The sequence below is a fragment of the Candidatus Pelagibacter sp. PS_11 genome, from assembly GCF_059417975.1.
Genome location: NZ_CM182075.1, coordinates 377,717 through 400,017, shown reverse-complemented (window position 1 = coordinate 400,017; position 22,301 = coordinate 377,717). Strand labels below are relative to the sequence as shown.

Sequence of the window (22,301 nt, the reverse complement as noted above, 5' to 3'; positions counted from 1 at the left end):
AATAAAAATTATGAGCAATGTTGCATTTATAGGATTAGGTGTCATGGGTTATCCAATGGCAGGTTATATATCAAAAGCAGGTCATAATGTAACTGTTTATAATAGAACTGCTGCAAAAGCTGATAAATGGGTTGCAGAATATAAAGGGTCAAAAGCAGACACACCTGCAAAAGCTGCTGAGGGTGCTGACTTTATATTTACCTGTGTTGGTAATGATAATGATTTATCAGATGTTACAATTGGTAAAGACGGAATATATAACACAATTAAAAAGGGAGCTATTCATATTGATAACACTACTGCTTCAGCTGAAATTGCACGAAAATTATATAAATCATCTAAAGCACATGGTTGGGGATTTTTAGATGCACCGGTATCAGGTGGTCAAGCTGGTGCTGAAAATGGTGCACTAACGGTAATGATAGGTGGCGAACAAGCTGACTTTGATAAAGCAAAAGACATTATTGATTGCTATAGCAAAAAAATGAAATTATTAGGTGGTGCTGGTAATGGCCAATTAGCAAAAATGGTTAACCAAATCTGTATTGCAGGTTTAGTTCAAGGTTTATCAGAAGCAATTAACTTTGGCAAAAAAGCTGGATTAAATATGGAAGATGTAATTGAGGTTATATCTAAAGGTGCTGCTCAATCTTGGCAAATGGAAAACAGATACAAAACAATGATTGATGATCAATTTGAATTTGGTTTTGCAGTTGATTGGATGAGAAAAGATTTAAAAATTGCAATGGATGAAGCTAAAAATAATGGCTCACTACTACCAGTAACTGAAATCGTTGATAAGTATTACGGTGAAGTTCAAGAGATGGGTGGAAAACGTTGGGATACTTCTAGTTTGATTAGAAGACTTAGTAAATAAGCCATAATGCAACCAGCATACTACGAAGATTTTGAAGAGATCAAAAATAAGATCTGGTCAATGTTGGACAATGCTGTCAAGGATAGAGGGTCTCCTTTTAGAATTCCTGTATTTATTTGTGGTGGTCAAGATGACTTTGATGGAAGAATTGTAGTTCTTAGAAAATCAGATGAAACAAATAATCTTGTCCAATACCATAGTGATATTAGATCTAATAAAATTGCTAAATTAAAATCAAATAAAAACGCAGCAATGCTTTTTTATGACAAGGAAGAAAAGATCCAAGTTAGACTTAAAGTTGAATGCACCATTAATCATGAAAATGACATTACAAAACAGTCTTGGTTAAAAACAGGTCATATGAGTAGAAAGTGTTATTTAGTAGATAACGGACCAGGAACATTATCCAAAACCCCTACTTCAGGACTAAAGCCTGAACTGGATAATTTTGAATTTACGATGGAGCAAAGTGAAGTTGGATATAAAAACTTTACTGTTATTCAATGTAAAATTAAAAGCATGGAGTGGCTTTATTTAGCAGCCAAAGGTCACCGTCGTGCTAAGTTTGATTTAGAAAATAATAAAGATTGTTGGTTAGTTCCTTAGTAAAAAGAAGTCTTCACATCTCCAAATGTAGATGATGTTAGGGCTTTAGAAAAAGAAAATAAATTACAAGATTTATTAAAATAAATTACTGAATTGTTATAGAAACGTAAGGCTCTTCAATCCACATAACGTCTGTTGTTGTGTCTTCACATCCAACTGCATTTTCTGTGTTAAACGCTACTTTAATTACAGGAGCTTTTAATAATCTAGTATAAGGCTCAGTTAATTCATAAATCATGACTGCGTTATCACCTGATACACTCATTGAAGATGCGTATGTAGGATTTGTGTATCCTATGGTAATATTTTCAGAGTCAGTAGTACCAGTACCAACCTCATATTTATCATCATTTACAAGATACATTGCTGTTGATGATGCAGCAGTTGCTGTTGTTACCAATAAATTATCAGCCACGTTATCTGTTCCTCCGTCAGTGAAGCAAGAGCTTGAACCAGAAATTACGACTGTACCTGTAATTTGAATTGTTCTAGAAATTGTAATTCTAATGTGTGAATAAGTTCCACTAGGTATTCCTGCAGTTGAGGCATAATTTCCAACAGTAGCACCAGCATCTGCTGCTGCAATATCAGCTGCCATATCTCTTTCACCAACAGTGATAGGTGTGGTGCAAGTAGCATCCGAACATAATTCAACTTTTTTCATAGTAATCTCATATTCTGTTGCTTCTCCAGTTGCGGTAGCTGCATAACCCTTATTAAGAATTAAAAAAGTAAATAATAAAATTAAAAATATTTTTTTCATTAGTTTCCGTTTACCAATACTACTCCACTACTTTCAACTTCTAGAGTTATTATGTTGCTTCTTTTTACTTTTGTTAACATATCTTTACTAACATCTGAATTTTGAAATGCTTCACTTGAAAATCCATCCTCCGCATTAGGTCTTTTTTTTGATCCAGCAACGTATATAAGTTTTGCAAAATTACTGTAATTTGTTAAATTATTATCGTCTCTTCCAATTTCAATAGTTAAATTATTAGATAAATCCATTGTTGCCGTATAAATACTCCCCTTTGAATTTTCTGACCCTTTTTCTTTTTTCCATTCATAGTGATTGAAAGTAATATGAGCCCAAGGCGTATATGGAACTTGTCCCGTAATATTTAAATCATATCCATCTAAAACTCTTTCTGTATTATTGCCAACTTTATTTCCTCCACCTTGTGCATCTAAATAATAATTTCCATTGATATCAAAAGCTGAAGCTCTAAATTCTGTACCAAAACCTAGTCTACTATTGGTTTCGATATCTAAATCTAGAAAAGTATTTATTCCCCAAAAAGTACTCTTATCATCTGAAAGAAATCTTTTACCAATTCCATAATTTATAGATTGCCTATCATCACCAAATACATGATAGCTATTAAGCTGTGCCTGATAGAAAAGAACACTATCTTCTTCCACGCTCATTGGTCTAACAATCATAATAGAGCCTGTTGGCTTATTATTTCTTTTTGTTCCTATTGAAACTTCTGTGTCTCCTGGGCCGTCTAAAAGATTACTAATATAATTCTCTGCAGCATCTGAACCCTTGTCATACACTTTATTAAGTGTGTTCTCCAACTCATTAGCATTAGCTACAGTTGTGATAAATAGTGATAATATTATTACTAAAACTTTCATTATCATTGCTTAATTTAAATAACTTAAAAAACAAATATTTTATAACTCAAAATAGGTTTTTTTTGTTGAAAAAACTTTACTTTTTGAGGGTGATACTTTTTTTTAAGTCTTATTTAAGTTGATTAGTGAATTTTTTATATAGTTTTAAACAATCTTCAGTGTCTATTTTTCCTAATGGTTCAATCGTTTCCTTAAATTTTTTACCTAAACTTAGCCCTTCTGATTTAGAATAATCTAATAATTTTTTTTTAATTAATTTTTCTAATTTCCTCCTAACCGTTTCTTGAGGCATGGATAGATTTTCTGCAACTGCAAAGATTGTCAATTTTTTATCTTTCATTAATATCTTGTGATCTTCAGTCTCTGTCTCATCAAAAACTTCAGTCCAACTAAGTGACTTTCCTGAAGTGATAGTTTGATAGAGAAAATGTGTATATACTACTGACAAGATCATGTGACTTTCATAATCATGTTTCACCATCTTTTTTACATTTAGAAAATGGTTAATATGATGAGAAACAATAAAATATAATAATTCATTGTCTATCCCTTTAACCATGATTTATAAAAGATTTTTCTTAAAGAAATTTATAAATTGAGGCATATATTCATCACCATGATTTCCTCCAACATGAGCTCCTCTTTTTAAACATTTTTCACCTTTTAAAATTTTAAACATTTTTTTAAAAGTTTTTTTAGGTTCTGTGGCAGCAGCTTCACCGTACTCCTCCCAACTATTAAAAAGTTTATACTTATTTAAACCTAGGTCAGCAAGTTTGCCCATAACAACACCATTATCATCAACGTAATTTGCAGGACATGTAGGCATAACCATTGCCTTAACTTTTTGAGGTTTATATGGTGAATGCCAATCATGACCCCAGCCTGATTTAATATCAATTTCAATTTGTCCTTCTTTAGCCAGAATATTTTTAACATATTCTTCACATGGCTTTGCTAAAGTTAAATCGTCATCTTCACCGTGGACATAAAGCATTTTTGTATTCTTTGTAAGTTCAGCATTTTTAAACAATCCAGCCATTCTGCACTCTGCAGCCTCTGGAAGTATTGCATCAAATCCATTTGATCCCTCTAAAAATTTTGATGTAAATTTTACATCTGCAACAAGTAAAGAATTCGTACCACCTCTTGAGTGACCATTAGTTCCAATTTTTCCATTTGATCTTGGATGAGATTTTATAAATTGATAAGCCATCATAGTATCTATTGCTTGACTAACCATCGTCGCCTTAGATTGATCTCTCCATGTATCTTTTGTGCCTCTATTACAAAAGCTATCAATCAACATTACTCCAATCCCAGCCTCTAGAAGATTTTTACGCGCTTTAACATAATAAGGATTAGTAAATAATGATCCAGCACCTCCGCTTCCATGAGTCATAATCACTACAGGAGCTTTATTAGTACCTTTTGGAAAAGCTAAATATCCTGTTACAGTTACTGGGTTCAACAAATACTTTTCATTTAAAACGTTATACAAACCCATTGTTGTGTAAGAAGGCAATGCGATTATCTCCCCATCTTTTAAAACTTTATCTGCACCATATAAAATAGATTCTTTTTTAGAGCATTTGTATTTATCATGATCTGCAAAAGCAGATGATGAAAATAAAATTACAATTAAAATTAAAAATATTTTTTTCATAAATTATAAAAAACCCAATATAAGTTAACTATTTAAAACTCAAATGTCTAATAAACAAAAACCTATTTTGAGTTTTAAAATACTGATTTAGAATATTTTTTCCAATTATCTTGGTAATGAATTGCATTTTCAGTAATTAACTTTACCTCTTCAGTTGAGACTTGTCTTACAATTTTACCTGGGGATCCAACAACTAAAGAATTATCAGGGATGACTTTGTTTTCTGTGATCAAAGCATTAGCTCCTATGATGCAATTTTTTCCAATCTTTGCTCCATTTAAAATAACAGCACCAATTCCAATTAAAGAATTATCTTCAATGGTGCAACCATGCAACATTACTAAATGACCAATAGTTACATCTTTACCAATTTTTAATGGGTAACCAGGATCGGTATGTAATACACTGCCATCTTGAACATTGGAACCTTCACCGATATGAATATTTTCAACATCCCCTCTTAAGGTAACGTTAAACCAAATGCTGGTATTTTTTTCTAAAGTTACATCACCAATAATAGATGCATTAGATGCAGACCAATTATCACCTAAATTTTTAACTTTTTTATCTTCCAAATCATAAAACATAACTTATATATTATTATAACATGCCGTTAAAAACTCCAATATGTGATTTCGGACAAGCAGCTAAAAGCTTTGAATTAAAGTCCACTAATAACGAAATTATTAAATTAAATGATGTTAAAGGGACAAATGGAACTTTGGTTATGTTTATTTGTAACCACTGTCCTTATGTAAAAGCAGTTATTAAAGACATTGTTGAAGATTGCAAAAATTTAGAAAAACATGGGGTAAAAGCTGTGGCTATTTCAGCAAATGATCCAGTAAATTATCCTGAAGATAGTTTTGAAAATATGATTGAATTTGCAAGAAAACATCAATTTAATTTTCCATATTTATTTGATGAAACTCAAAATGTTGCAAAAAGTTATGATGCAGTATGCACTCCTGATTTTTTTGGATACAATAATAATTTGGAATTACAATACAGAGGTCGTATAAGAGAATTGGATAATTTAAAACCAGTAAGAGCTGGGGATAGTGATTTATATAGTGCAATGAAACAAATTGCAGAGACTGGCAAAGGTCCTGAAACACAAATTCCAAGTATTGGCTGTAGTATCAAATGGTTAGATAATTAATGTACCTAATAGTTACAAAAACGTTCCCTCCAGAAGTTGGAGGTATGCAGAATTTAATGTGGGGTTTAGCAAACGAACTTTCAAAACACTACATGATAAAAGTATTTGCTGATTATCATGAAAATCATAAATTATTTGATGAGCAAGTTTCTTTTTCAATAGAGCGTGTTGGTGGCATAAAACTTCTTAGAAAATATAGAAAAGCTCAATTGATTAATGAAATTATTAAAGAAAATAAAATTGATGGTATTATTGCTGATCATTGGAAAAGTTTAGAACATCTTAAAACTAATAAAAAAAAGATATGTTTAATCCATGGTAAAGAAATTAATCATGAAAAAGGCACCTCTCTTAATAAAAGAGTATTGGAGGTTTTAGATAGTGTTGAAACCATTGTTGCAAATTCTGAATATACTAAAAATTTAGCTATTTCATTAGGTGTTCACCAAGATAAAATTGTAGTTATTAATCCTGGTGTTGATCCTGTTGAAGAATTAGATAAAAAAACTTTAGATAAAGTAGAGAATTTATTAAAACATAAATCTCCCAGATTAATTACTGTCTCTAGATTTGATAAAAGAAAAAACCATGAAAAAGTAATCATGGCGCTTCGAAATTTAAAACAGATTTATCCTAGTATTGTCTATATTTGTGTGGGTTACGGCGATGAAGAGGAAAACATTAAAAAATTAGTAGCAGAACTAGGTCTTCAACCTCAAGTGATGTTCTTTAAAGATATTTCTAATGAATTAAAAAATGCACTAGTTGCTAAATCTAATATTTTTGTAATGCCATCTATTGTTCATAAAAAATCTGTTGAAGGATTTGGGATAGCTTATGTTGAAGCTGCTCAATATGGATTGCCCTCTCTTGGAGGAAAAGATGGGGGTGCTGGAGATGCAATCGAACATGAGAAAACAGGTTTAATATGTGATGGCAATGAATTAGATGAAGTGTATTCATCAATTAACTTAATGTTAGAAAATAAGAAATATTTAGAATATGGAAAATCTGCTAGAGAAAATTCTATAAAATTCAACTGGCATAAAATTTTAGAGAAATATAAACAAATATTAAACTAATAAAAGATGAAATATTCAATAATTAATATAATTTATAATTTACCTCTATCTAACTATTTGGGTGGTTTCATTAAAAAAAAACTCTTAAAGAATAATAGAATTACTTTTATTCCAACAAATAAAAAATCTTTACCAAAAAAAAACCATCCCATTTTAAATTCAATTGATTATCAAGAGGAAATTATTAGATCATATAATAAGAATAATGAATTATCATTTAATACATTTTTAGATTTAAAATGTTTATTAAAAAGAAAATTTAACACTAGTGAAAAATTTAATTTTCTTGATATTGGTGGTGATAAATTGGATTTTTACCTTGATATTTCTAAAGAATTTAAAAATATAAATTATTTTATAATCAATCTTCCTGAGGTTAATCAAATTATTAATTCTATTAAAAAAAAATATGGCTATGATAATTTAAAAATTTTAAATAGTTTAGATGAAATAAAAAATCATAATTATGATTTTGTATATTTTGGAAGCACATTACAGTATATGGATAACTATGAAAACTTTATTGAAGAAATTTTGCTAATAACTAAGAGATATATTTTTTTTTCTGCAACATGGTTTTTTTTAGATAATAATCCATTAAAGAAAATAGTAGTTAAACAATTAAATTTTTTACCAAAGCAATTCTACCTTTATTTTTTTAACTTACATTTTATTCAAAAAATGTTTGAAAACCAAGGTTTTAAAACTGAAATAAATGAAAAAAATACATCCCATACTTGTTCTTTTAAAAATTTTGAAAAATTAAATCTTAAAAATATTAAATATACTAATATTTTATTTACTAAAAAATTTTAAAGAAAAATAGATAAGTTATTTCTTTTTAAATACAGTTTTATAAACTTGCCAACTAACAATTAGTATTGTTATTCCTATAATTGATGTAGTGAGAGGTCTGTCCCATAAAAAAGTCCAAGAACCATCACTTATTAATAAAGATCTTCTTAAATTTTCTTCCATTAATCCTCCAAGAACAAAGGCTAATATAAGTGGTGGCATTGGAAAATCATATAAGCGCATAAAAGTTGCAACAACTGCAATCCCAATCATTAAATAAATATCAAAATTATTAAATGACATTACGTAAATTCCCGTAATTGAAAAAAATAAAATAAGTGGAATTAAATAATTTTTAGGAACTGCAAGTATTCTTGCTATGTAAGGTATTAAGGGTAAGTTTAGAATAAGTAATACTACCATTCCAATATACATAGACATAATAACTGACCAAAAGATTTCAGGATTAGTTATATAAAGTCTAGGCCCTGGTTGAATTCCAAATCCTAATAAAGCACCAAGCATTACAGCGGTTGTTCCACTTCCAGGTATTCCTAAAGTTAGTAGTGGCACAAAAGCTCCAGAGCATGCTGCATTATTTGCAGTTTCTGGCGCAGTTAAACCATGAACGCTTCCCTTACCAAATTTTTCTTTTTCTTCATCACTAACAAAATTTCTTTCCATTCCATAGGCTAGAAATGATGCAATAGTTGCACCAGCTCCGGGTAAAACACCAATTAAAAAACCAATAACTGAGTTTCGAGGAATAGCTTTTAACATTTTGGTTCTTTCTTCCTTATTAATTTTAATTGAACCAAGCTCTGTTAATGAAACTTGTTTGGCGACCGCAGATGGATCATTTCGTTTTAAAATAATTGTTAAGGCTTCACTCATAGCAAAAGTTGCCATTACAACTAAAACGAAACTTATCCCATCAGATAAATTCATATTATTAAAAGTAAATCTTGAAATATCAGATAAAGAATCTTGACCAACTGATGCTAACATTAAACCTAGAACAACCATCATCATTGCTTTTAAAAATTGTCCCTTTGATGAAAAAGCTGCAATTGCTGTTAAACCTAAAATCATTAAAGCAAAATAATCTGGTGATCTAAAAGATAAACTTACTTTAGATAAGCTTGGTGCAAGAAATAATAAATAAATTGAAGCAAGGGTTCCACCTGCAAAAGAACTCCAAGCAGCAATCGCTAATGCTTTTCCAGCTTTACCTTGTTGAGCCATTGGATATCCATCAAATGATGTTGCAACAGTTCCAGGAACACCCGGGGCATTTAATAAAATTGATGAAGTTGATCCACCAAATACTGCACCATAATAAACACCTGCCATTAAAATTAATCCAGTAGCTGGATCAAAACCATAAGTAATAGGTATCATTAATGCAATTGCTGTCATTGGTCCAAGACCTGGTAGCATTCCAATGATGGTTCCAAAAAAACAACCAATCATAACCATAAATATGTTTTGAAATGTAAGAGCTGTTTTTAAACCAATTAAAATTCCTTCAATCATCCCATAACTCCAATCAGTTTTAAAAATGGATCTCTTAAATAAATTTCAAGCACTCCATGCAAAAGATACATAAAAGCACCCACAAAAGGGAAAGAGAGTAAAAATATTAACTTCCACCTTCTCTCACCTAACGCATAATAAGAAGACGCTAGAAATAGAGAGGTCGTTAAAAAATAACCTACTTTTAATATAGTTACTCCATAAATAATTGCTATGAGCACAAGTATAGCTGTTTTTTTATACTCTAAGTTTTTATGATTAACTTTAATAGTATTGGGCTCTGGTAAAATAATTTTTAAACCAGAAAAGAATAAACCTGCATAACCTAAATAAATTGGAAATGTTCTGGCATTAAAAGGTGCGTTTTCATCAAATGAAAAAACCTGAATTTGATACGCAATATATAAATAGAATGCTGAGAAAATAAAAAAGAGCAGTGATATAATTTTAGTAGTATTTATATTCACTGCTCTAATTTTTAAATAATCCTAAAGGATTATATAACTCCTAATTTCTTCATAAGAGCTGTCATTTCTACAGTTTGTGCATCTAAGAATTTAACAAAATCCTTATCTGAGTTATAAATATTAACCCAAGCATTTCTTTTTCTAACAGCTTCCCATTCAGGAGTTTTCATCACTTTACCTAACATTGTAGATAAAGCTTTTTTATCTTTATTGCTCATATTTGGAGGTCCAAAAAATCCTCTCCAGTTTACGAACTGAACATCATATCCTTGTTCTTTTAGAGTTGGTGCATCCGGTGCATCAGCTATTCTTGAAGGAGCTGTGATACCAATAATTCTTACTTGGTCTCTTGCACCCATAAGTTCACCTAAACCTGTAGAGATAATTTGAGTTTCTCCAGATAAAAGTCCAGCTAACGCTTTTCCACCAGCATCATAAGGAATATAAGCAACATCATTTGGATTAGCACCAGCAGCTTGGAAAGCTAAAGCACCAATTAAATGGTCCATACTTCCTCTTACTGATCCACCAGCCATTTTGATAGAGCTTGGATTCTTTTTATATGCATCAACTACATCTTTAAAGTTTTTGTAAGGTGAGTCTTTTGCAACTGCAATCGCACCGTAGTCACCAATTACACCAGCGATCGGTGTAACATCTTTATAAGATAAAACTCCAGATCCTGTAACATAACCTTCGTGTCTAGTAATAGATCTTAAAACTAGCGGTGTAGATTGTACTAAAATTGTATTTTTAGGTTGAGTGTTAATCATGAAAGCTAAAGCTTTTCCACCACCACCACCTGACATATTTTCAAATGATGCACTTTTTAACATTCCTGATTTTGTTAAAGCTTCTCCAGTACCTCTAGCAGTTCCATCCCATCCGCCACCAGCACCACCACCAATTACGAAATGGATTTTTTCCATTGCGATTGAATTTGTTGCTGTTGCAGAGAATAATAGAATTACTGAGAATAATACTGAAACTAATTTTTTAATGTTTTTCATTATATTCCTCTATTGTTAGTTTTTAATATTTGCAGTTAATTATACTATGGTCATGAAAGCAAGTTTTTGAATAGAATGCAACTTAACGTTGATTTTCTTTCTTTGGGAAATAAGCAAGTGTTATCTCAAATATTTTATTAATAAAAAAAATAGATATCATTAATTACGAGAGTTTCTTTTCTTTTATTTTTTTATAGGTAAGTGATAAAAGAATATTTGTTAATGAAAAATTCTTCTATTCAATTTAATTCCTTTAACATTAAAGAATTATTTTCTAAAAAATTTCTATTAGTTATTTTAATTTCTATCCCAAGTGCAATTGTAGCTGACTATTTTAATATTCCATTAGCGTGGATGCTTGGTCCTATGCTTGCAGTTTCAGTTGCAGCATTAAGTGGATTAAAAATTAAAATGCCAAAACTAGCATTAAGTTCAATTTTAATAGTTCTTGGGCTTCATATTGGGAATTATATCGATCAAAATTTAATCAATCAGATGACTGAATGGGTGTGGACTTCAATAATAATGTTTGTCTATATTTTAATAAGTATTTTAATTGTTTCAAAATATTTACAAAAATTTTCAGGCTATAATGTCAAAACTTCTATTTTTTCAGCAGCCCCAGGTGCTTTAGGACCTTTGATGATATTAGCAGAGCATGAAAAATCTGACTTATCACAAGTTGCTACATCACATTTAATTAGGTTAATTATAATAATAACTGTCATTCCTTTTTTTGTTGTTAACTATTCAACAAATGAAGCTCTAACAATTGAAAAATTTAATTATCTTGATCAAAACCATTTTCATCTTTTAATTCTCTTAATAGGTTCGGTATCGTTAATTTTCTTATTTGATAAAATTGGTGTGCCTGCTGCATTATTATCTGGAACATTAGTTGCTAGTGGAATTTTACAAATAACTGAAGTTGCCTCCTATAAACTACCAGATGAAAGTATAAATTTTTGTTTGCTTATTTTAGGTGCCTCTGTGGGTTGTCGTTTTGCAGATAAATCACTAAAAGAAGTTGCGGGTAATTCATTTCATAGTTTGATTGCAACTGTAATACTTGTAGCACTTGGATTGTTAGCTGCAATTGTTGCAACATATTTTGTTGATACCAATTTCTTAACTCTACTTTTATCTTTTTCTCCTGGGGGAATTTATGAAGTAGCAGTTATTGCAATTGCTTTTGATTTAGACCCGAACTTTGTGGCATTTCATCATATTATTAGGTTGCTGATGATACTCTTTACTGTTCCTGTAATATTAAAAATTATTGGTAAAAAATTAAATTAATATTTTTTCTAAAACTTTACCTGCACTTAATTTATTTAAATCATCAACCTGTATTGCTTTAAAGTTTTCTCGCTCAATACTAACTTTAAAAGCTGTTGTATGTTTACCAAATAAAGTCAAACCTTTTACTCCAAGATGAGCAGTCATATGAGCTGGTCCTGTATCATTTGCAATAACAAATGAACTTTCTTTAATCAAGCTTGCAAGTTGAGAAATATCTAAAGCTTTACCTTTATCTAAAATTGAAATGGCATTAATGTTTTTTGCATCAACAATTTCAGAGGGTCCAGGTGCAACAATAACTTTAATTTGGTCTTTATATTTATTTTTAATTAACTCAATTAGCTCATTGTAATGGGGCCACTTTTTATGGGTTAGATGAGCTGAACAAAATGGAAATAAAATAATATATTTATCTAACTTAAATTCTTGTTTAATTTCATTGATATTAATGACAGCCCAACTAAAGTTAGGTTTCATAGTGTGTTCAGTTTTAATTCCAGAGATTTTTAATTGATGATCAAATCTATTCAAAACAGGATTTTTATCAAATTCTTCTTTTGAAATATTACTCGGTAAGGTAGTTTCTGAACTAGACCAAGTATTAAAATTTGCTTTTGAAAATAAAATATTTTTATAAAATTTTGTTCTAGATGAGTTTTGCAAATCATAAACTTTTTTTATATTTAATTTCTTCAAAGTTCTCATTAATAAATATAGATAAATTAAATTAAACCTTGATAGACGTTTGTCTAAAATAACATTGTGAATAAATGGATTTTTTCTAAATAGTTCAAAATAAGGTTTGGTTGTTAATATATGTATTTGATCATCTGGATGATTTTCAGAAATATCTTGAATTGCCCCACAAGCTTGGGCTATATCTCCTAAAGAACCATGTTTGATAATTAAAATATTAGACATATTTCTAACAACTTAACATAGTATAAATTTTTATGAATAAAATTCTAGTTGAAGTATCTGTGGGTGAGCTTTTAGATAAAATTTCTATTTTAGAGATTAAACAAGAAAAAATTAAAGATCCTGAAAAACTAAAATTTATTAATGATGAGCACAGTATTTTAAAAGATCAATTAGATAATAATGTTAAATCTGATGAAAAACTAAATACTCTTTTCCAATCATTGAAAGATATTAATGCAAAGTTATGGGTAATCGAAGATGATAAAAGATTGTGTGAAAAAAATTCTGATTTTACTGAAAACTTTGTAAAACTATCAAGAGACGTTCATTTTTTAAATGATGATCGTGCTAAAATAAAACTAGAGATGAATACTCATACAGGCTCTAAGATTAAGGAAATTAAAGAATATACTTCTTATTGAAAACTATATTTTTTTTCTAAATATTTTATCAAGTTGTGAATGATAAAAGTCATAAATAAATAAATTGCACCTGCTAAAAGAAACACCTCTAAGGGTTTATAAGTTGTTGATACAATATGTTTTGCAACACCTGTGATATCCATTAAGGTTACAGTGCTTGCAAGGGATGTGCCCTTCATCATTAATATAATTTCATTACCATAAGCTGGTAGGGATTGTCTAATCGCTACTGGAATTTTAATTTTATATAAAATAATTTTACTTGATATCCCTAGACTTTTACCTGCTTCAATAATTCCAGGTTTTATAGTTTGAAAGGCTGATCTTAAAATTTCTGAAGTATAAGCTCCCGTATTTAAAGCAAATGCAATAATTGCGCACCAATAAGGCTCTTTTAATATTACCCAAAGAAAAGTAGATCTTAACCACTCAATTTGCCCAAGACCATAATAAATTATAAATATCTGAACCAGTAATGGAGTTCCTCTAAATAAGTAAGAATATCCATAAGCAAATTTATTAATAAATGGGTTTTTATTTAATCTTAAAACTGCAAATAAAAATCCAATAAATAAACCAATGATTAATGATGCTGATAACAATTTTAAAGTTATAACTGCAGCACTAAGTAACTTTGGTAAACTTGTGATCATTAAATCAAAATCCATTAAAAGCCCCTACTATATTTGACTTCAAGTCTGTTAATTAACTTCATACTTAAAAATGTTAGCATTAAATATAAAACTGCAGCAAAACAATAAAAGAATAAAGGATCTCTAGTAGATCCTGCTGCAATATAAGATTGTCTCATAATCTCAACTAAACCAGTAACTGATATTAGTGATGTATCTTTTAAAGTGATTTGCCAAACATTACTTAAGTTTGGAATAGCAAGCCTTAACATTTGAGGTAGAATTATTTTATAAAATTGTACAAATTTACTAACCCCTAAAACTTTGGCGGCTTCAAATTGGCCTTTATCTATTGATTGTATCGCTCCTCTAAACACTTCTGTTGAATAGGCCCCAGATATAATGCCGATTGCAACTGAACCTGTAACAAATGCATTAATTTCTATATATTCAAAGTATCCAAAAATTGAAGCAACATACATTATCGCTCCACTTCCCCCAAAAAAGAAAAGATAGATTACCAATAATTCTGGAACCCCTCTGATAACTGTCGTGTAAGTATTTCCAATAAAATTTAAAAATTTATTATTTGATAATTTTAACGGCGTAAAGATTAATGAAAATAAAAAACCAATTAACATTGCAGTAACTGCTACAGCAATTGTCATTAGAGTTGCATAAAACAACTCGTCTCCCCAGCCTGTTTTTCCGAATGATAAAAGATCCATATCGAAAGGGCGACTAATTAAATAGTCGCCTTTTCAAAATATTATTTACATAGAAGCGTCAAAGCCAAAATACTTGATTGCAAGTCTAGAAATAACTCCATCTTTTCTTGCTTGATCAATGGCTTTGTTAAAAGCTTTTAAAAGCTCAGCGTCTCTCTCTCCTAGTGTTCCACCTAATTGAGAAGCTTGTCTTAAGCCAACTCCAACACCATTTCCAAATGCACCACCTGAAAAAGTTGGTCCAACAAGAACAACTGGTTTTCCAGATTTTTCAGCATAATCAGTAAATGCTACTGCTGCCGCTAAAGCAACATCACATCTTCCTGCTTCTAAGTCTAGATTAACTTCATCTTGAGTTTTGTAAGTTCTAACATTTACTTTACCTACATCACCAGACTCTAAAAAGTTTTGGTGAATAGTTCCTGTTTGAGTACAAACAGTTTTACCAGATAAAGCTCCAGTTATAGTTTTAAGTGCTTTATTAACACTTGAACCACCCAATGTTAGATTCACTCCTTCAGGAGTTTCCATTCCCTCTAAATCTGAACCTTTCATAACAGCAAGTGAAGCAACTTCGTCAGCATAACCTTGAGAGAAAGTAATTACTTTTTTTCTTTCATCAGTAATTGACATTCCAGCCATAATTGCATCAAATTTTCTCATTTGAAGAGCTGGTATCATTCCATCCCAATCTTGCTCAACAACTTCACATTGTCTTCCAATGTATCTACAAAGTGAATAAGCTAACTCAACTTCAAATCCAATTAATTTTCCTGAAGCATCCTTAGAGTTCCATGGTGGGTAAGCACCTTCTGTTCCAATCTTTATTTTATCAGCGTAAACATTTCCGATTAATAATAAAGAAGCAAGAACAGTTAAAATTGTTTTCTTAAATATATTCATTTTTCCTCCATAAATTTTAGGGGAAGAAATCCCCCTTAGGGATATTTATTTCACAAATTTGCTAATTTAAAAAGAAATTTTTAGTGATTAATTGATGATGAAAAGTTCCAAGAACAGTCAAAACTTGGGATATAAACCCTATCCAAAGTTGTATTTCCAAAATTCTTATTGAAAACATCTAGCCATTTCTCAACTTGCTCTGGTTTCTTATCTTGACTACCTACTTGAGCAGTAATTACTCCATTAGGTTTTAATATTCTAATTAATGAGTCCATATTTTTGGCAGCAAGATCAATACAAAACTGATCATCGTTAAGATCAACAAAAATTTTATCATATTTATCATCTTCAACAGATTTTATACTTTCAAAAGCATCCCCCCAAATACATTTAACTGAATTTTTCTCAGTTGATTTGTTGCCAATGCTTCCAAGGTGTTTGTTACAAACTTCAACTACTTCTGGATCAAGTTCATACCAGTCTATAAAATCAAAACCTTTAGAGGTACACTCTCTTGCAACTCCTCCATCTCCACCGCCGATAATAGCTGCTGTTCCCATATCTTTATTTAATTTTAAAGCAGCGTTTACAAATGTTGAGCTATATAAAACCTCATCATTTGTTGCGACTTGAATTTCGTTATCAATGAATAATGATTTACCAAATTGTTCTAAATCTAATATTTCAATATGTTGACCCACTTTAGATTTAAAATCTTCTAAAACTTCATTTACAACATATGACTTTTGTAATCCAGGCGAACTGTAAATGTCATGATATAAAGACTTAGTATCTCTATCAAAAGCTTTTGTGACAATTCTATTATGTTTAAATTGTTTTTTAACAATATCGAGAGCAATAGAAGGACTTACCTTCCCGCATGTGAAAAAATCAAAACTAATAATTCCTTTTTCTGGAAACGTATGAAAACTGATATGACTTTCCGCTAATAAGGCAAGGATAGTAAAACCTTGAGGTTCAAATTTATACTTTGAAATTTCAAGAATTGTAACTTCTGCAGCTTTTGCAATTTTACGAATTACGTTCTCGTAAACTGAAGGGTCATACTCTTGAGTAGTACCTATGATGTCTAAAGTTATGTGCTCACCTACTTTAGTCATAAAAATTATTCCCTCTTATAATTTTTTATTAATATTAAGTTGCCCGGTTTTATATAGGTGTATTGATAATTTTCAACAATTAATCAATTTTTTGATATTTTACTTAATTAAATTAGCAAATGCACTGGCCCCTTTTGCTAGATTTTTGTTCCAATCATTATCAGCATTTTCATCCGCATTATCCGATATATATTTAAAACATTTAAACTCAATATTTTCCAACCTACAAACTTTTGCAATAGCGTAGGCCTCCATATCGACTACATCAACTTCCATATCAATCTTTTTATTAACAAAGCTGTCTCCCGTTCCACAAGAATAACCATCTTTTGATGTTATAATTTCTTTAATTTTATCAAAAGGCGTCTCTCCCAATTCAAAGTCTAACCCTCTAACATCCATATCTCTTTGATAGAATTTAGTACACTCAACTATTCCTTTTAAATCTGTATTAATTGCACCAACTGTACCATAATTAATAATTAGTTTTGGTTTGTGAATATTAATTAACTTTAATGTGTTGTAGGTTGCATTAACTTTTCCAACACCAACATGATTAAAATAGTCCAACCCAATAGTTTCTTCTTTAATTGCTGCTAGGAATAATTTGTCCATAGATTTTTTTTACTAAAGATATAAATATATTAATATCATGAATTTAAAAGATTATATTAGGTCTATTCCAGATTATCCAAAAAAAGGAATTCTATTTAGAGATATAACAACTCTGATTAAGGATGCAGATGCATTTGAAGAATGTATTAATCAAATAGTTGAAAGATCTAGTAAATATAAAATTGATAAAATTGCAGCAATTGAATCAAGGGGTTTTGTTTTTGCATCAGCCGTTTCTTATTTGTTAAAAAAGCCATTTATATTACTTCGTAAAAAAAATAAATTACCTGCTAAAACTCATTCTATTGATTTTGAGTTAGAATACGGAAAGGCCACTATTGAGGTGCATATAGATTCGATTGACAAAAATGACTCTATTTTAATTATTGATGATCTAATTGCAACAGGTGGTACAGCTGAAGCTGCTGCTAAGCTTGTAGAAATTTCAGGAGGTAAAATTGCCGCTTTTATTTTTGCAATCAATCTTTTTGATCTTGGCGGATCTGATAATTTAGTTAAAAAAGGTTATAAGGTTGAAAACTTAATGGATTTTCCAGGTCATTGATATTTTTTATCAACTCTGTAGGATGAATTTTTTCCAATAATTGAATTTAACAAACCATTAAGTCGGCTAATATATTTACTTTTCATTTTTTTATTAAAGGTAATTGTATAAAAAACAACTTTAAAGAATGATCTAAGTAATTTTCCACTAGTTTTTTTAATTGCAAATAAATATCCATAATTTTTTTTATAAAAATAAAAAGTTGACCACATCCAATGCCACTCTCTTAATTTTTCAGATTCTAATTGATTTTTGGGATCAGATCCAAAAGATCCTTTGTAACCAAGATGATCAATAAGTAAATCTTTTGCTCTAAAAACATTTTCATTTTTTAACTCAAGATTTTTACACAAATCAAATTCCTCAAAATATAAAAAAAATGACTCATCAAAAATTTTCCTTGAGTTAAATTTTTTTAAGTTAATTAACATCATGCATCCTGTAACCCAGTCAACTTTAGTTAACGTTTCAAATATTTTTTTTGTAGATGACTCAATGTCATTACTATACTGCTTTTTCTCATTTTCTTTAAATACACCTGAAGATGAGAAAGATTTATCTTGATTGTATGTGCTCCCAATAATTGTAAAATTAAAACTTGAATCTAGATATTTTTTAACATTATCAAAAAATGTTTTATGAAAAACTATATCTGGATTGGCCACTATTACATAATCGGTGTTTACTAGGTTAAAACCATAATTGTTTCCGGCTCCGTAACCAAGGTTTTTTCCTGTAAAATGAATTGATAAATTATTTTTTTTATCGATAGAAAAAAATTGATTTTCTTTCTTAAAAGAATTTTCAATAATTTTAATTTCGACATTTTTATCTATTGAATTTAGACAATTTTTTAAAATGGTACTGTCTGTTTTGTATGTAACTATTACAATAGTGAGTTTTGCTAAATTATTCATTATATTCAAAAACTAAAATATATACTTTTTTTATTATTAATGTAGAAATTTTATGATGAAAAATATTATAGTAACTGGAGGGCTTGGGTTTATAGGTAGTAATCTAATTGAGTTATTAATCCATAAAAAATATAAGGTTATAAATATAGATAAGGTTAGTTACTCATCTAATTTTTACAATACAAAAGAGTACCAAAAAAATAAGAATTACAAATTTATAAAATGTGATCTTAATAACAAAAATAAACTTAATAAAATTATTTTTAAACATAAGCCAATTGGTATTTTTAATTTAGCAGCAGAAACTCATGTTGATAGATCAATAGATGGTCCTAAAAGTTTTATTGACAGCAATATTATTGGTGTTTTTAATCTACTTGAAATATTTAGAGAATATTTGAAATTAAATAAAAAAAGTAAATTAATTCATATTTCTACTGATGAGGTTTATGGAGATATATTAAAGGGACGATCTCATGAAAACTTTCCTTACAAACCTAGTTCACCTTATGCCGCTAGCAAAGCAGCTTCAGATCATCTTGTAAGTTCATATGTTAGAACCTATGGTATTCCTGCTATAGTCACAAATTGTTCAAATAACTATGGTCCAAAACAACACCCTGAAAAACTTATTCCAAAATTAATTTACAATATCTTAAATAATAAAAGTTTACCCATTTACGGTAATGGTAAAAATTCAAGAGAATGGATATATGTTCAAGATCATTGTGAAGCATTAATAAAAGTTTTTCAAAAAGGTAAAACTGGTGAATTTTATAATATAGGTTCAAATAAAAATTTGAACAATCTTGAGATTTGTAAAGCTTTAATAAAAATTGCTAAAAAAAATCACTTAATTGGTTCAAATGTTAAGATTAAATTTGTTAAGGATCGACCTGGTCACGATGTAAGATATGCACTTGATAGTAAAAAAATATTAATAACCTTGAGATGGAAAACAAAAGTTAGTTTTGAGAAAGGTTTAGAGAAAACATTTTTATGGTACCTTCATAATAATAATTACTATAAATCTATATCTAAAAAAGATATTATTAAAAGATTGGGTACAAAATGATTAAAAAAGGGATAATTTTAGCTGGAGGAATGGGAACAAGAATGAGTCCTCTTACAAAAGCTGTTAATAAACAACTTTTACCAATTTACGACAAACCTCTTATCTTTTATCCACTCTCAATATTAATGCTTGCAAAAATTAAAGACATTTTAATTATTGTAAATAAAGGACAGTTAAATCAATATAAAAAACTAATTCCTAATGGCAACAATCTAGGAATTAAAATTACTTATATAGAGCAAGACAAACCCAGAGGATTACCTGATGCTTTTGTTTTGGGTGAGAAATTTATTGGTAAAGATAACGTTGCAATGATTTTAGGAGATAATTTTTTCTATGGTCAGAACCTAACTTCAAAATTACTAGACTGTGCAAAAATTAAAAATGGCGCTAAGGTTTTATTGCATAGTGTTCAAACTCCCGAGTTATTTGGTGTTGCAAAAGTAGATAGAAATAACAAAATTATACAATTAAAAGAAAAGCCAAAAAAATTTATATCTAAAAACGCCATAACCGGTTTATATTTTTTTGATAATAAAGTTGTACAGTATTCAAAAAAACTAAGACCATCTAAAAGAGGTGAAGTAGAAATTATTGATCTTTTGTTAAGATATAAAAAAGATAATAAGTTATCGGCTGATTTTATTGGAAGAGGTGGTGCCTGGTTAGATACAGGTTCAATTGATGATTATTATAAAACAATCGCTTTTGTGCAGGCAATTGAAAATAGACAAGGATTTAAAATTGCTTGTATAGAAGAAATTGCATTAAACAATAAATGGATAGGGAAAAAAGAAATTGATAAATCAATTAAGTTTTATGGTAACTGTAATTATTCAAAATATCTTAAAAATTTAATTTAATGCAAAAAAAAATAGTTATCACGGGTGGTGAGGGAAGATTTGCCCAAGTTTTAAAGAGAGATAATAAAAAATTAGATATCCTTTATCCAAGTAAAAAAGAATTAAATATTTTAAGTATAAATTCTATAAATAGATATTTAAAAAAAAATAAGCCTAAATATTTGATTCATGCAGCAGCTTTATCGAGACCAATGAATATTCATGACAAACAAATATCTAAAAGTATTGATTTAAACATAATAGGTACAGCCAATATGGTAAAAGTCTGCTCTGAACTAAAAATTAAACTTATTTATTTTTCAACTGGCTATGTTTATGAGGGAAAAATTGGTAATTATAATGAAATTGATCCTGTATTACCTGTTAACAATTACGCATGGTCAAAGCTTGGAGGTGAGTGTGCGGTTACTATGTACAAAAATTCTTTAATATTAAGAATTACAATGTGTGAAAAACCTTTTTTACACAAATATGCTTTTCATGATATTGAGGCAAACTTTATATTTCATGAAGAAGTTGTAAAAATTATACCTAAAATTTTAGATAAAACTGGAATAATTAATGTTGGTGGAAAAATTCAATCAATTTATTCATTTGCAAAAAAAAATAACAAAAGTGTCAAAAAAAAATCTGGTAAAAAATTATTTCCAAAAAAAGTTTCCATGAATGTTGCAAAATTAAATAAAATTATGAAATGGTAGCGGGAAGTGGAATCGAACCACTGACCTCAGGCTTATGAGTCCTGCGCCATGACCCTTGGAGCCAACGCATCCTGTAAGAACATCTTCAAAACTCCTTTGTCTCTGCTCTTTTCTTTCTAAACTCAGATTTACATAAACTTAGACTCTAGTCAACTTCTATTGGAGCATTGGAGCATGAGTGGAGCAAAAAAAGTTAGTTCCAATCACTAACAGCTTTAACTTATCAAAATTATTAAAAGCTTTCAAATAAAACCCAAAATAAACATAATATGACTTTGATTACATTAAATATAAGTATATTTTTTAAAATTATGACTCAAACACTATTTGAAAAATATGGCGGAAAAAAAACAGTTGGTCAAATTGTTATTAATTTTTATCAAAAGCTTATGGCTGATGAAAATTTAAAAAAATTTTTTACAAATTCTGATATGAAAGTTTTGATTTCACACCAAACTAATTTCATTTCCCAAGCTTTAGGTGGGCCAAAAGAATATACTGGTCTTGATATGAAAACTGCTCATCAAGGCATGAAAATATCTCAAGAAGACTTTAATGGAGTTGCTGGACATCTAAAACAAACCTTGGAAGAACTAAATGTTGAAAGCCAAGATGTTGACACCATCATTGGTGTTGTCGCTCCACTTTCAGAACATATTGTATCAAAATAACAGAATTCATAATTAATAAA

27 protein-coding genes are annotated in these 22,301 nt (G+C 29.4%); 12 read left to right on the top strand and 15 right to left on the bottom strand.

The features are described 5' to 3' along the window. Positions 1-10 precede the first annotated feature (10 nt). Positions 11-877, top strand: a complete 867-nt coding sequence (locus AC5SLT_RS02130; RefSeq protein ID WP_494578556.1) for an NAD(P)-dependent oxidoreductase — start codon at positions 11-13, stop codon at positions 875-877. A gap of 6 nt (positions 878-883) precedes the next feature. After that, entirely contained in the window at positions 884-1,483 is a 600-nt protein-coding gene (locus AC5SLT_RS02125; protein WP_494578554.1) for a flavin-binding protein, read from the top strand. An 85-nt stretch (positions 1,484-1,568) separates the two neighbouring features. On the opposite strand, the gene AC5SLT_RS02120 is transcribed toward AC5SLT_RS02125, so the two are convergent. The 5 genes from AC5SLT_RS02120 to AC5SLT_RS02100 all read right to left on the bottom strand — a co-directional run bounded on the left by AC5SLT_RS02120 (position 1,569) and on the right by AC5SLT_RS02100 (position 5,380). Beyond that, positions 1,569-2,246, bottom strand: a complete 678-nt coding sequence (locus tag AC5SLT_RS02120; RefSeq protein WP_494578552.1) for a hypothetical protein — start codon at positions 2,244-2,246, stop codon at positions 1,569-1,571. Then, positions 2,246-3,127 (bottom strand): inverse autotransporter beta domain-containing protein, encoded by an 882-nt coding sequence (locus AC5SLT_RS02115; RefSeq protein WP_494592322.1) that lies wholly within the window; start codon positions 3,125-3,127, stop codon positions 2,246-2,248. The genes AC5SLT_RS02120 and AC5SLT_RS02115 overlap by 1 nt, the downstream gene beginning before the upstream one ends. Before the next feature lie 109 nt (positions 3,128-3,236). After that, the gene (locus AC5SLT_RS02110) at positions 3,237-3,686 is read right to left on the bottom strand and encodes a hypothetical protein (RefSeq protein WP_494578548.1); all 450 of its coding nucleotides are present in this window, start codon (positions 3,684-3,686) and stop codon (positions 3,237-3,239) included. 3 nt (positions 3,687-3,689) lie between these two features. After that, positions 3,690-4,793, bottom strand: coding sequence for a dienelactone hydrolase family protein (locus tag AC5SLT_RS02105; RefSeq protein ID WP_494578546.1), 1,104 nt, complete (start codon positions 4,791-4,793; stop codon positions 3,690-3,692). A 74-nt stretch (positions 4,794-4,867) separates the two neighbouring features. Next, complete coding sequence (locus AC5SLT_RS02100) at positions 4,868-5,380, bottom strand: gamma carbonic anhydrase family protein (RefSeq protein ID WP_494578544.1); 513 nt, start codon at positions 5,378-5,380, stop codon at positions 4,868-4,870. A 20-nt stretch (positions 5,381-5,400) separates the two neighbouring features. Here AC5SLT_RS02100 and AC5SLT_RS02095 point away from each other — a divergent pair, with 20 nt between their 5' ends. From AC5SLT_RS02095 to AC5SLT_RS02085, 3 genes are read left to right on the top strand one after another with little or no spacing between them, the layout of a single operon-like run. After that, positions 5,401-5,955, top strand: coding sequence for a thioredoxin family protein (locus AC5SLT_RS02095; protein WP_494578542.1), 555 nt, complete (start codon positions 5,401-5,403; stop codon positions 5,953-5,955). Beyond that, positions 5,955-7,037: a glycosyltransferase family 4 protein gene (locus AC5SLT_RS02090; protein WP_494592320.1), complete on the top strand. Its 1,083-nt coding sequence runs from the start codon at positions 5,955-5,957 to the stop codon at positions 7,035-7,037. The genes AC5SLT_RS02095 and AC5SLT_RS02090 overlap by 1 nt, the downstream gene beginning before the upstream one ends. A 6-nt stretch (positions 7,038-7,043) precedes the next feature. Beyond that, the gene (locus AC5SLT_RS02085; protein WP_494592318.1) at positions 7,044-7,853 is read left to right on the top strand and encodes a class I SAM-dependent methyltransferase; all 810 of its coding nucleotides are present in this window, start codon (positions 7,044-7,046) and stop codon (positions 7,851-7,853) included. Positions 7,854-7,868: 15 nt separating this feature from the next. Here the strand turns inward: AC5SLT_RS02085 and AC5SLT_RS02080 are convergent, their stop codons facing one another. Genes AC5SLT_RS02080 through AC5SLT_RS02070 form a run of 3 tightly spaced genes read right to left on the bottom strand, consistent with a single transcriptional unit; the run spans position 7,869 to position 10,845 of the window. Next, positions 7,869-9,368, bottom strand: a complete 1,500-nt coding sequence (locus AC5SLT_RS02080; RefSeq protein ID WP_494592316.1) for a tripartite tricarboxylate transporter permease — start codon at positions 9,366-9,368, stop codon at positions 7,869-7,871. Continuing rightward, positions 9,365-9,835 carry a tripartite tricarboxylate transporter TctB family protein gene (locus tag AC5SLT_RS02075; RefSeq protein WP_011282218.1) on the bottom strand — a complete coding sequence of 157 codons (471 nt, stop codon included), beginning with the start codon at positions 9,833-9,835 and terminating at the stop codon, positions 9,365-9,367. Before AC5SLT_RS02075 ends, AC5SLT_RS02080 begins: the two co-directional genes overlap by 4 nt. A 29-nt stretch (positions 9,836-9,864) precedes the next feature. Further along, a complete protein-coding gene (locus tag AC5SLT_RS02070) occupies positions 9,865-10,845 on the bottom strand; it encodes a tripartite tricarboxylate transporter substrate binding protein (protein ID WP_494592315.1) in 981 nt (326 codons plus the stop codon). Positions 10,846-11,067: 222 nt separating this feature from the next. Here AC5SLT_RS02070 and AC5SLT_RS02065 point away from each other — a divergent pair, with 222 nt between their 5' ends. Beyond that, the gene (locus tag AC5SLT_RS02065) at positions 11,068-12,144 is read left to right on the top strand and encodes an AbrB family transcriptional regulator (protein WP_494592314.1); all 1,077 of its coding nucleotides are present in this window, start codon (positions 11,068-11,070) and stop codon (positions 12,142-12,144) included. Here the strand turns inward: AC5SLT_RS02065 and AC5SLT_RS02060 are convergent. Further along, on the bottom strand, positions 12,136-13,068 hold the full coding sequence (locus AC5SLT_RS02060; RefSeq protein WP_494592312.1) for a glycosyltransferase family 9 protein: 933 nt from the start codon (positions 13,066-13,068) through the stop codon (positions 12,136-12,138). The two genes, AC5SLT_RS02065 and AC5SLT_RS02060, sit on opposite strands and share 9 nt — an antisense overlap. A 32-nt stretch (positions 13,069-13,100) precedes the next feature. Here AC5SLT_RS02060 and AC5SLT_RS02055 point away from each other — a divergent pair, with 32 nt between their 5' ends. Beyond that, the gene (locus AC5SLT_RS02055; protein ID WP_494592311.1) at positions 13,101-13,490 is read left to right on the top strand and encodes a DUF6165 family protein; all 390 of its coding nucleotides are present in this window, start codon (positions 13,101-13,103) and stop codon (positions 13,488-13,490) included. Here AC5SLT_RS02055 and AC5SLT_RS02050 read toward each other — a convergent pair. The 5 genes from AC5SLT_RS02050 to AC5SLT_RS02030 all read right to left on the bottom strand — a co-directional run bounded on the left by AC5SLT_RS02050 (position 13,484) and on the right by AC5SLT_RS02030 (position 17,489). Further along, a complete protein-coding gene (locus AC5SLT_RS02050) occupies positions 13,484-14,158 on the bottom strand; it encodes an ABC transporter permease (RefSeq protein WP_494592310.1) in 675 nt (224 codons plus the stop codon). The two genes, AC5SLT_RS02055 and AC5SLT_RS02050, sit on opposite strands and share 7 nt — an antisense overlap. Then, positions 14,158-14,850, bottom strand: coding sequence for an ABC transporter permease (locus tag AC5SLT_RS02045; RefSeq protein ID WP_494578527.1), 693 nt, complete (start codon positions 14,848-14,850; stop codon positions 14,158-14,160). The genes AC5SLT_RS02050 and AC5SLT_RS02045 overlap by 1 nt, the downstream gene beginning before the upstream one ends. A gap of 45 nt (positions 14,851-14,895) precedes the next feature. Then, positions 14,896-15,753: a transporter substrate-binding domain-containing protein gene (locus AC5SLT_RS02040; RefSeq protein ID WP_271486635.1), complete on the bottom strand. Its 858-nt coding sequence runs from the start codon at positions 15,751-15,753 to the stop codon at positions 14,896-14,898. Positions 15,754-15,833: 80 nt separating this feature from the next. After that, entirely contained in the window at positions 15,834-16,874 is a 1,041-nt protein-coding gene (gene speD, locus AC5SLT_RS02035; RefSeq protein WP_494592309.1) for an adenosylmethionine decarboxylase, read from the bottom strand. A 99-nt stretch (positions 16,875-16,973) separates the two neighbouring features. Continuing rightward, positions 16,974-17,489 (bottom strand): 5'-methylthioadenosine/S-adenosylhomocysteine nucleosidase, encoded by a 516-nt coding sequence (locus AC5SLT_RS02030; RefSeq protein WP_494592308.1) that lies wholly within the window; start codon positions 17,487-17,489, stop codon positions 16,974-16,976. A gap of 37 nt (positions 17,490-17,526) precedes the next feature. Between AC5SLT_RS02030 and AC5SLT_RS02025 the strand changes: the two genes are divergently transcribed. Then, the gene (locus tag AC5SLT_RS02025; protein ID WP_494592306.1) at positions 17,527-18,054 is read left to right on the top strand and encodes an adenine phosphoribosyltransferase; all 528 of its coding nucleotides are present in this window, start codon (positions 17,527-17,529) and stop codon (positions 18,052-18,054) included. Here the strand turns inward: AC5SLT_RS02025 and AC5SLT_RS02020 are convergent. Beyond that, on the bottom strand, positions 18,048-18,971 hold the full coding sequence (locus AC5SLT_RS02020; RefSeq protein WP_494592304.1) for a glycosyltransferase: 924 nt from the start codon (positions 18,969-18,971) through the stop codon (positions 18,048-18,050). The genes AC5SLT_RS02025 and AC5SLT_RS02020 overlap by 7 nt on opposite strands. A gap of 55 nt (positions 18,972-19,026) precedes the next feature. On the opposite strand from AC5SLT_RS02020, the gene rfbB reads away from it, so the two are divergent. The 4 genes from rfbB (at position 19,027) to AC5SLT_RS02000 (ending at position 22,281) form a co-directional block, all read left to right on the top strand. After that, positions 19,027-20,046, top strand: coding sequence for a dTDP-glucose 4,6-dehydratase (gene rfbB / locus AC5SLT_RS02015; RefSeq protein WP_494592302.1), 1,020 nt, complete (start codon positions 19,027-19,029; stop codon positions 20,044-20,046). After that, complete coding sequence (locus tag AC5SLT_RS02010; protein ID WP_494592301.1) at positions 20,043-20,909, top strand: sugar nucleotidyltransferase; 867 nt, start codon at positions 20,043-20,045, stop codon at positions 20,907-20,909. The genes rfbB and AC5SLT_RS02010 overlap by 4 nt, the downstream gene beginning before the upstream one ends. Then, positions 20,909-21,610 carry a sugar nucleotide-binding protein gene (locus AC5SLT_RS02005; RefSeq protein WP_494592299.1) on the top strand — a complete coding sequence of 234 codons (702 nt, stop codon included), beginning with the start codon at positions 20,909-20,911 and terminating at the stop codon, positions 21,608-21,610. The genes AC5SLT_RS02010 and AC5SLT_RS02005 overlap by 1 nt, the downstream gene beginning before the upstream one ends. A gap of 269 nt (positions 21,611-21,879) precedes the next feature. Then, complete coding sequence (locus AC5SLT_RS02000; protein ID WP_494592297.1) at positions 21,880-22,281, top strand: group I truncated hemoglobin; 402 nt, start codon at positions 21,880-21,882, stop codon at positions 22,279-22,281. The last annotated feature ends 20 nt before the right edge of the window (positions 22,282-22,301 follow it).

Excerpts from the sequence above, each read along its gene's own strand:
- AC5SLT_RS02130 (WP_494578556.1), top strand. The coding sequence starts at position 11 with ATGAGCAATGTTGCATTTATAGGATTAGGTGTCATGGGTTATCCAATG.
- AC5SLT_RS02125 (WP_494578554.1), top strand. The coding sequence starts at position 884 with ATGCAACCAGCATACTACGAAGATTTTGAAGAGATCAAAAATAAGATC.
- AC5SLT_RS02120 (WP_494578552.1), bottom strand. The coding sequence starts at position 2,246 with ATGAAAAAAATATTTTTAATTTTATTATTTACTTTTTTAATTCTTAAT.
- AC5SLT_RS02115 (WP_494592322.1), bottom strand. The coding sequence starts at position 3,127 with ATGAAAGTTTTAGTAATAATATTATCACTATTTATCACAACTGTAGCT.
- AC5SLT_RS02110 (WP_494578548.1), bottom strand. The coding sequence starts at position 3,686 with ATGGTTAAAGGGATAGACAATGAATTATTATATTTTATTGTTTCTCAT.
- AC5SLT_RS02105 (WP_494578546.1), bottom strand. The coding sequence starts at position 4,793 with ATGAAAAAAATATTTTTAATTTTAATTGTAATTTTATTTTCATCATCT.
- AC5SLT_RS02100 (WP_494578544.1), bottom strand. The coding sequence starts at position 5,380 with ATGTTTTATGATTTGGAAGATAAAAAAGTTAAAAATTTAGGTGATAAT.
- AC5SLT_RS02095 (WP_494578542.1), top strand. The coding sequence starts at position 5,401 with ATGCCGTTAAAAACTCCAATATGTGATTTCGGACAAGCAGCTAAAAGC.
- AC5SLT_RS02090 (WP_494592320.1), top strand. The coding sequence starts at position 5,955 with ATGTACCTAATAGTTACAAAAACGTTCCCTCCAGAAGTTGGAGGTATG.
- AC5SLT_RS02085 (WP_494592318.1), top strand. The coding sequence starts at position 7,044 with ATGAAATATTCAATAATTAATATAATTTATAATTTACCTCTATCTAAC.
- AC5SLT_RS02080 (WP_494592316.1), bottom strand. The coding sequence starts at position 9,368 with ATGATTGAAGGAATTTTAATTGGTTTAAAAACAGCTCTTACATTTCAA.
- AC5SLT_RS02070 (WP_494592315.1), bottom strand. The coding sequence starts at position 10,845 with ATGAAAAACATTAAAAAATTAGTTTCAGTATTATTCTCAGTAATTCTA.
- AC5SLT_RS02065 (WP_494592314.1), top strand. The coding sequence starts at position 11,068 with ATGAAAAATTCTTCTATTCAATTTAATTCCTTTAACATTAAAGAATTA.
- AC5SLT_RS02060 (WP_494592312.1), bottom strand. The coding sequence starts at position 13,068 with ATGTCTAATATTTTAATTATCAAACATGGTTCTTTAGGAGATATAGCC.
- AC5SLT_RS02055 (WP_494592311.1), top strand. The coding sequence starts at position 13,101 with ATGAATAAAATTCTAGTTGAAGTATCTGTGGGTGAGCTTTTAGATAAA.
- AC5SLT_RS02050 (WP_494592310.1), bottom strand. The coding sequence starts at position 14,158 with ATGGATTTTGATTTAATGATCACAAGTTTACCAAAGTTACTTAGTGCT.
- AC5SLT_RS02045 (WP_494578527.1), bottom strand. The coding sequence starts at position 14,850 with ATGGATCTTTTATCATTCGGAAAAACAGGCTGGGGAGACGAGTTGTTT.
- AC5SLT_RS02040 (WP_271486635.1), bottom strand. The coding sequence starts at position 15,753 with ATGAATATATTTAAGAAAACAATTTTAACTGTTCTTGCTTCTTTATTA.
- speD (WP_494592309.1), bottom strand. The coding sequence starts at position 16,874 with ATGACTAAAGTAGGTGAGCACATAACTTTAGACATCATAGGTACTACT.
- AC5SLT_RS02030 (WP_494592308.1), bottom strand. The coding sequence starts at position 17,489 with ATGGACAAATTATTCCTAGCAGCAATTAAAGAAGAAACTATTGGGTTG.
- AC5SLT_RS02025 (WP_494592306.1), top strand. The coding sequence starts at position 17,527 with ATGAATTTAAAAGATTATATTAGGTCTATTCCAGATTATCCAAAAAAA.
- AC5SLT_RS02020 (WP_494592304.1), bottom strand. The coding sequence starts at position 18,971 with ATGAATAATTTAGCAAAACTCACTATTGTAATAGTTACATACAAAACA.
- rfbB (WP_494592302.1), top strand. The coding sequence starts at position 19,027 with ATGAAAAATATTATAGTAACTGGAGGGCTTGGGTTTATAGGTAGTAAT.
- AC5SLT_RS02010 (WP_494592301.1), top strand. The coding sequence starts at position 20,043 with ATGATTAAAAAAGGGATAATTTTAGCTGGAGGAATGGGAACAAGAATG.
- AC5SLT_RS02005 (WP_494592299.1), top strand. The coding sequence starts at position 20,909 with ATGCAAAAAAAAATAGTTATCACGGGTGGTGAGGGAAGATTTGCCCAA.
- AC5SLT_RS02000 (WP_494592297.1), top strand. The coding sequence starts at position 21,880 with ATGACTTTGATTACATTAAATATAAGTATATTTTTTAAAATTATGACT.